Origin of the sequence: Frankia sp. KB5 (assembly GCF_002099325.1) — a bacterium.
GTDB classification, from domain to species: Bacteria; Actinomycetota; Actinomycetes; order Frankiales; family Frankiaceae; genus Frankia; species Frankia casuarinae.
The window spans coordinates 1-6,766 of record NZ_MRUJ01000129.1; the positions used below are offsets into that span (position 1 = coordinate 1).

Consider the following 6,766-nt stretch of genomic DNA (forward strand, 5'->3'; position numbering starts at 1 on the left):
GCGCGCGGATCCCGCCGAACACCCCGGCGAGCGCGTCGTGGCGCAGCAGCGCCAGGTCGTCGATGCTGTCCGCCCCGGCGGCCATGCCCGCGACCAGGCAACCCACCTTCAGCTCGGCGTTCGCCCCGGCCGACCCGGCCGCGGCGGGCAGGCGGACATGGTCGGCGACCAGGTCCGGCAGGCCGGCCCGCTCGGCCAGCCGCATCACCGGCACCAGCCCGGCGGCGGCGACCAGGTTGGGGTCATCGAACCGGAGATCGATCTTCGACGTGGTATGTAACAATCGCACTTCGGAAGTGCCCTCGCCTGTCGGATGGATGGACGGTCTCAGCAACCCCATCGTCCCAGGTCAGAGGGCACTTTCTCGTCCACCACGCCGATCACCGGGCAAATCGGACGGTGCATCCAGGCTGAGAGGGTTGATGCTCGCGGCGGCGTCTCCGATGAGTGCGGCGCGGGGATGCGCCATCGGAGCCAGTTTTCCGGCATGCGGGAGATAATGTGAGAGTAGCTTGTTCGGCTCTTCGACGATGAACCCTCGGGCCCGTAGATCCTCCACGTAGGCGCTGAGCAGATTGTGCGGGTTCAACGATTTCTCCCGCATAGTGGATACCGGTAGACCCACACCGAGATTGACGACATCGTCGGAGACAGGAAACACCCATCCGTAGCCAGGAAGTACCTTGTCACTGAAGTCGAGTCGGAGCGGCATAACCTCCTGCGGGGCGCGGCGCGGATCCGAGAACTTGGCATATGAGCGCATGGCGATCGAGGAGAATCGGTCATCCTGGCGGCCGACTCCAAGATCGCGTCGTACCCGAGAATAGGCACCATCGGCACCGATCATCAGGGCTGCCTCGACRGAGTTCGATCTCGAACCGGTCTTGAATGTGATAACCCGGCTGTTGCCGGTTAGCTCCGATGAATGGTATGATGTTCCTTCTCGCATTTCGACTCCGACCTCGCGTGCCGCAGCAACGAGACGCGCGTCGAGGATTTCACGTGGAAGTACGTATCCGGAAAGATCGCGGCCGGCGACTGTCGGGCCGACCGCCGTCGCCTCGGTTCCGTCAGGTCCGCTGACTCGCACGCTCAGTGGTGAAATGGCGTCATGGACAACACCAAGCAGGCCTAGGCGGCGCAGGGCCGCAACTGCCCCTGCGCCGAGGCCGTCACCGCATGCCTTATCACGCGGGAAAACAGCCTTGTCGGTCAGGAGTACGCGAAGGCGGGGGTTCCGTCGCTTCAATGCGAAGGCGGCCACGCTCCCAGCCGGGCCCGCGCCCACGATCACCACGTCGTAGCTTCCTCTGACCACGCCAGAAGTCTACGTGCTCCATGAATGGCAGGGGTTGGCATCACCTATACGACGCGTCCGGAAGGATCTTCGAGTGGAAGATGTGCTGTTCGGAACCATCGGTGACCAGCGGCTCTATGTCCCAGGGTCCAGAGATGCACGCGGAGCCTGGACGAGGACCAAATACGATCATTGTTCTGGTCGCGGCCATGATCAATTGATCTTCCAGGTCGCGCGGGCTTGGATTCAGCCCCCTCTGGGAGGTTGGYGACCGTCGAAGCCGCTGCTTCGTCCCGCTCAGCGCTTCCTCGATGGACGCTGAGTAAGGGGCGTGGACATCCGCCGTCCGTGAAGGTTGGCAGCCTGGTGCCGGCGTCATCCCAGTGATTCAGACGAAGCGCCGAGGCGCCACGCGGCGTCCGGAGGCTTCAGGGTGCCGGCAGTCAGGGTGCCGGCAGGTTGTGGTTCCCGGCGACGGGCCTGCGACTTCCGTCGTTGCCCGGCGCCGGTGCGCCGTATAGCGCGGCGAGCGCGCCCACGGCGCGCGTCACCGCCTCGCGTAGCTCCGGGGGGTGGAGCACCTCCAGATCCGGGCCGAGTACGAGCAGCTCGCGCTCGGCGTGCCGGACGGACTCGATCGGCACGACCGCGCGTACCCAGCCGTCCTCCTCCGGTGCGCTCGCCGTCTCCCGGACGGCGCGGGCGACCGCCGGGGGTAGCCGGAAGGGGGCCATCGTCACGCCGGTCGGGGAAAGCCGCACGGTCGCCCGCGTCCGGTAGACCTCGGATTCGTAGCGGGCCGTCCAGCCGGCCCAGTAGGCGCCGAGGTCGAAGCTATGCGGCCGTTCGAACGTCTCGGTGGTCGTCTCAAGGCTGAGGATCTTCGCGACCCGGTACACCCGGGGCAGAGTGGCCGGCCCGCCCGCCGGTTCCGTGCCTCCGCTGCCGTCCGCACTCTCGGTGGCGCCTGCGGCTCGGGTGCCGTCAGGGTCTCGGGTGCTGCCAGCGTCCTCGGCCAGGCCTACGCCCTGGGTGCCGTGTGCGACGTTGGCGACCAGGTACCAGGTGCCGCCTTTGAGGACCACGCCGAGCGGTTCGAGGTGGCGGATGATCTCGCGGGGGGCCCGCCAACGCCGGTAGGTGACCCGGACGCGGCGCTGCTCCCACACCGCCGCTGCCACCTCGGTCAGCAGCGGCGTGTCCTCGGTGGCCCGGAACCAGCCGGGCGCGTCGAGATGGAAGCGCTCCCGCACCCGGCCGGCCCGTTCGCGCAGCTGCTCGGGCAGCKCCGCCATCAGCTTCAGTTCCGCCGCCGCGAGCATCGTGCCGAGCCCCAGCTCGCCGGCGGCCGCCGGCATGCCGGCGAGGAACAGGGAGTCGGCCTCGCCGGAGGTCAACCCGGTCAGCCGGGTGCGGAAGCCGTCGAGCAGCCGGTACCCGCCGGTGGCACCGCGGTCTGCCAGCACCGGAACCCCGGCCTCGGCGAGGGACTCCAGATCCCGGTAGACCGTCCGCACGGAGACCTCGAGCTCGTCGGCGATCTCACGCGCCGTGAGCCGCCCACGGGTCTGCAACAGCAGCAGGACGGAGAGGAGCCGGCTGGCACGCATGCCCGATTCTCCCCGGGCCATACCTGCCAGGAGAAGTCAGGTATGGCTTCGAGGATGGGATCCGACGCATCGACACCGGAACGCGAAGGAGATCGCCATGGCGGGAACGGACCCGGCTCGGGAGACGGGTGTGGACAGGACCGGGGACACGGCCGCTACCGGTGCGGCGGCTGGGTCCGCAAGTGCTGGCTTCGCGAGTGACGCGGCGGTGACCTGGGCCGGACTGATGCTCGACTGTCCGGACGCGAAGGAGCTCGCGACCTTCTACGGCACGTTGACCGGCTGGGGCGTCGCCGGCGCCGACGACGAGGGGGCCTGGGCATACCTCACCCCACCGGGGACCGAGATCATGATCGGTTTCCAGCGGGTGGCGGGCTACCAGCCGCCGCGCTGGCCGGACCAGGACGCCCCGCAGCAGTTCCACCTGGATTTCCGGGTCGCCGGCCTGACGGYCGCCATCGCCCTGGCGGAAGGCCTCGGGGCGAGGCAGGCCGAGTTCCAGCCGGGCGGGGACCGGTGGCGGGTGCTTCTCGACCCGGTCGGTCACCCGTTCTGCCTCTGCCCGCCGGCCGCCGCAGGCTGACCGCCTAGCCGCCCGTGCTGGTCAGGGCGGGTTGTACAGGTTGTAGACGCGGCGGGCGTTGTCCGCGCAGATGAGCCGGGCGACCCGCTTGGCGTCCGCCGCGGTCCAGGCGTCGTCGGCGACGCCCGCCGCGAGGAACGCCGACAGCCCACGCCGGAACAGGACGGCCCCGAGCAGGTACAGCTCGCCGAGCGCGAAGGCGTCGGTGGAGAAGAGGAACTTGCCGAACGGGGCGAGTTCGAGTGCCTGCGCGAGCAGGCCGGCCGAGCCGCGGCCGCAGTTGTGGATGGCGAGCCCGAGGTCAAGGTAGATGTTCGGGAACACCTGGGCCAGGTAGCCAGCCTCCCGGTGGAACGGGTAGCAATGCAGCAGCAGCACACTGACCTCGGTCGGTGCTATCGCCCGCAGCAGGCCGGTGAGTAGCAGTGGGTTGCCCCGGCGCAGGTCGATGTCGCTGTCCCCGTATCCGACGTGGATCTGGATGGGGAGCCGCGCGTCGACCCCGCACCAGATGAGGAAGGCATGCAGGGTGGGGTCGGTCAGCCGGATCGGGGCGCCGGCGCGGATCTCGTGGATCCAGCCGCGAGCGGCGGCGGCGACCTCGCGGTCGGTCGGTCGCTGTGCGGGCAGCTCCAGGCCGCCGCGGTAGGCCGCGACCGACTTCACCGCGACCATGGTGGGGCGGGTGGACTCGAGCCGGGCCCGCACGGTGTCGGCGAGGTGGGTCATGCCGATCTGCCCGGTGATGACGTCGACCGCGGCCTGCTCGGCGACCCGCTCCAACCGCACCACGTCCACGCCGCGTCCGCCGGCGAGCTCGGCCAGCTCCGCGGCGCTGGTCAGCGGCTCCGGTTGGAATCCGGCGTCAACGCAGAACGTGGTGATCCCGCAGGCACGCAGCAGCCGCCGGTGCACCTCGGCGTGGYCAAGCTCCGCCCGGCGTTCGAGGTAGTCTTCCGGCGCGGCATGCGCCGGCAGGTCGAGCACCGGCGCGCACCAGCGCCGCAGGGCGAAGCCGATCTGGCTGTCGAACAGCGTCGTCCCCGGTGGTCCGGGGTGTTCCGCCTCAGTGATCATGCTTTCGAATTCCGGGCGAGTCAGATCGCGGCCGACCAGACCATGGCAGTGATGGTCGACGAGCTCGTGATCTACGAACGGTTCCACCGGGCGGCCCACCCATCGATGATCCCCCCTGGAAGGTGGGGTCATGCCTGACCGTACTGGACACACTCGGTCATCCCCAAGTCCACGGCGGCCCTGTGGATAACTTGTGGATTACTCCTGGCTTCCTGGGGACAGTCGTTCCGAAAGTCGATGATGTTGCCGTGTTTTCATCTCTTCTTGCGTCGGCGGCAACTGTGGACAACGCTCGGAGCGCTTGTTATGAACAGCTGGCTTCTCCTTCGATCCGGCCGAATTTTGTCGCTCTCCGTAACATCGCGGGAGAGTGAGGCGCCGCCGTGCCGTGYGCCCCGCCCGGCGTCCGGCAGGCGTACGCGCGACCATGGGGACAGGGGAGACCCGTGGGGAAGGTGAGGATGAACGAGCCTGCGTTGGACGAGTTCGCCCCTCGGATCATCGCCGGAGAGGATCGTAGGCGTGATCGGCTCGCCTCGGCGGCCCGGCATGCGGCGACGARCCTGGAGGTACGCGGCGTCGTCTGTGTTGCGGTGACCTACGTCGACAACAGCGRCATCACTCGGATGAAGGGGGTGCCGATCGGCCGACTCGACGCGGCGGCGGTGTGGGGCGTCGGCGTGTCGCCGGTGTTCGACGTGTTCGGCGCCGATGACTCGATCACGACAGGGCGCTACGCCGGGGGTCCCGTCGGGGATCTGCGGCTGCATCCCGACCTGGACCGGCTGACACCCCTCGCCGCCCAGCCCGGCTGGGCCTGGGCCCCCGCCGACCGTCGCGACCAGGACGGCCGACCGCACCCGCAGGACGGCCGGGAACTCGTCCGCCTCCAGACGGCCCTGCTCGCCGAGCACGGCCTGACGGCGATGATGGCGTTCGAGGTCGAATGGGCCGTTTCCCCGGCCGGTTCCGACGAGTTCGCCCCGGCCGCTTCCGGGCCGGCGTACGGGATGATCAGGGTGGCCGAACTCGGTGACTACCTGCGGGATGTGGTCACCGCGCTCACCGAGGAGGGGCTGGTCGTCGAGCAGATCCATCCCGAGTACGCGGCCGGTCAGTTCGAGGTGTCCGTCGCCGCGCAGGATCCCCTCGGCGCCGCCGACACATGCGTGCTGGTCAAGGAGACGGTGCGCGGCGTCAGCAGGCGCCATGGCCTGCGCGTCTCGTTCGCCCCCAAGGTTCTCGTCGACAACGTGGGCAACGGCGGCCACGTGCATCTGAGCCTGTGGAGCGACGATCCCGACCGGCCGCCGGCCCCGCCCCGGCCCACGGCCTCGGGCGGAGGCCCGGGCGGGGCGAACTCCGGCGGCCCGTACCCGGACGGCCCGTACCCAGGTGGCCTGGCCCGGACCGGTGGGGGCTCCGCCCGCCCGGGCCGGATCAACCTCATGGCGGGTGGCAACGGGCCGCTCGGACTGACCGCTGCCGGGGAGGCGTTCGCCGCCGGGATCCTCGGCCGGCTGCCGGCGCTGATGGCTCTCGGCGCCCCGAGCGTCGCCTCCTACCTGCGACTGGTGCCATCGACGTGGGCGGGTGTCCACGCCTGCTGGGGTCGGGAGAACCGGGAGGCCGCATTGCGTATGATCCCCGGGCCGCCGGCCGCGGTCGGCCAGGCGGCGAACCTGGAGGTGAAATCCTTCGACCTCACCGCGAATCCTTACCTTCTGGTGGCCGGTCTGCTGGCCGCCGGGCAGGCGGGGCTAGCGGCGGCGGCCACGTTGCCGGAGCCGGTGGACGTTGACCCGGCCTCGCTCGACCCCGCCGAACGGGCCCGCCGCGGCATCCGGCGCCTGCCCACCAGCCTGGGCGAGGCGGTCGCCGCCTTCGAGGTCGACGAGGTGTTGCACCGCGCCCTGGGACGGGAGCTGCACGACACGGTCGCCGCCGTCCGGCGCGCGGAGATTGACCGGTTCGCCGAGGCCGCCCCGGCCGCCGTCGTCGCGGCGACCCGCTGGCGGTACTGACCTGCCGGCGGTGCTGACCGGGTATCAGCCCACCCGGCGCAGTCCGGCCGCGGCGGCGGCCCGCTCCAGGTCCTCGACGCCGAAGGCGTCGACCGGGCCAAGCGCGCCGGCGCGGGCGACGGTGCCCGCGGCGAGATGTCCCGCCATCCATGCCATGATCCGAGCGGTGAAGGCA

At 70.1% G+C, this 6,766-nt stretch carries 5 protein-coding genes and 1 pseudogene; 2 read left to right on the forward strand and 4 right to left on the reverse strand.

Features of this window, described 5'->3' with window-relative positions:
• The 3 genes and pseudogenes from KBI5_RS13705 to KBI5_RS13715 all read right to left on the reverse strand — a co-directional run.
• Positions 1-289: pseudogene (locus tag KBI5_RS13705) on the reverse strand (IS1380 family transposase); the annotation flags it as partial.
• Positions 290-349: 60 nt separating this feature from the next.
• On the reverse strand, positions 350-1,297 hold the full coding sequence (locus KBI5_RS13710; protein WP_157902505.1) for an FAD-dependent monooxygenase: 948 nt from the start codon (positions 1,295-1,297) through the stop codon (positions 350-352).
• Positions 1,298-1,740: 443 nt separating this feature from the next.
• The gene (locus KBI5_RS13715; protein WP_085015460.1) at positions 1,741-2,907 is read right to left on the reverse strand and encodes a WYL domain-containing protein; all 1,167 of its coding nucleotides are present in this window, start codon (positions 2,905-2,907) and stop codon (positions 1,741-1,743) included.
• A 97-nt stretch (positions 2,908-3,004) separates the two neighbouring features.
• Here KBI5_RS13715 and KBI5_RS13720 point away from each other — a divergent pair, with 97 nt between their 5' ends.
• Positions 3,005-3,490 (forward strand): VOC family protein, encoded by a 486-nt coding sequence (locus tag KBI5_RS13720; RefSeq protein ID WP_085015457.1) that lies wholly within the window; start codon positions 3,005-3,007, stop codon positions 3,488-3,490.
• Positions 3,491-3,511: 21 nt separating this feature from the next.
• Here KBI5_RS13720 and KBI5_RS13725 read toward each other — a convergent pair whose 3' ends face one another.
• Positions 3,512-4,567 (reverse strand): amidohydrolase family protein, encoded by a 1,056-nt coding sequence (locus KBI5_RS13725; RefSeq protein ID WP_347272500.1) that lies wholly within the window; start codon positions 4,565-4,567, stop codon positions 3,512-3,514.
• Positions 4,568-5,028: 461 nt separating this feature from the next.
• Between KBI5_RS13725 and KBI5_RS13730 the strand changes: the two genes are divergently transcribed.
• Positions 5,029-6,591: a glutamine synthetase family protein gene (locus KBI5_RS13730; protein ID WP_085015459.1), complete on the forward strand. Its 1,563-nt coding sequence runs from the start codon at positions 5,029-5,031 to the stop codon at positions 6,589-6,591.
• Positions 6,592-6,766: the final 175 nt, after the last annotated feature.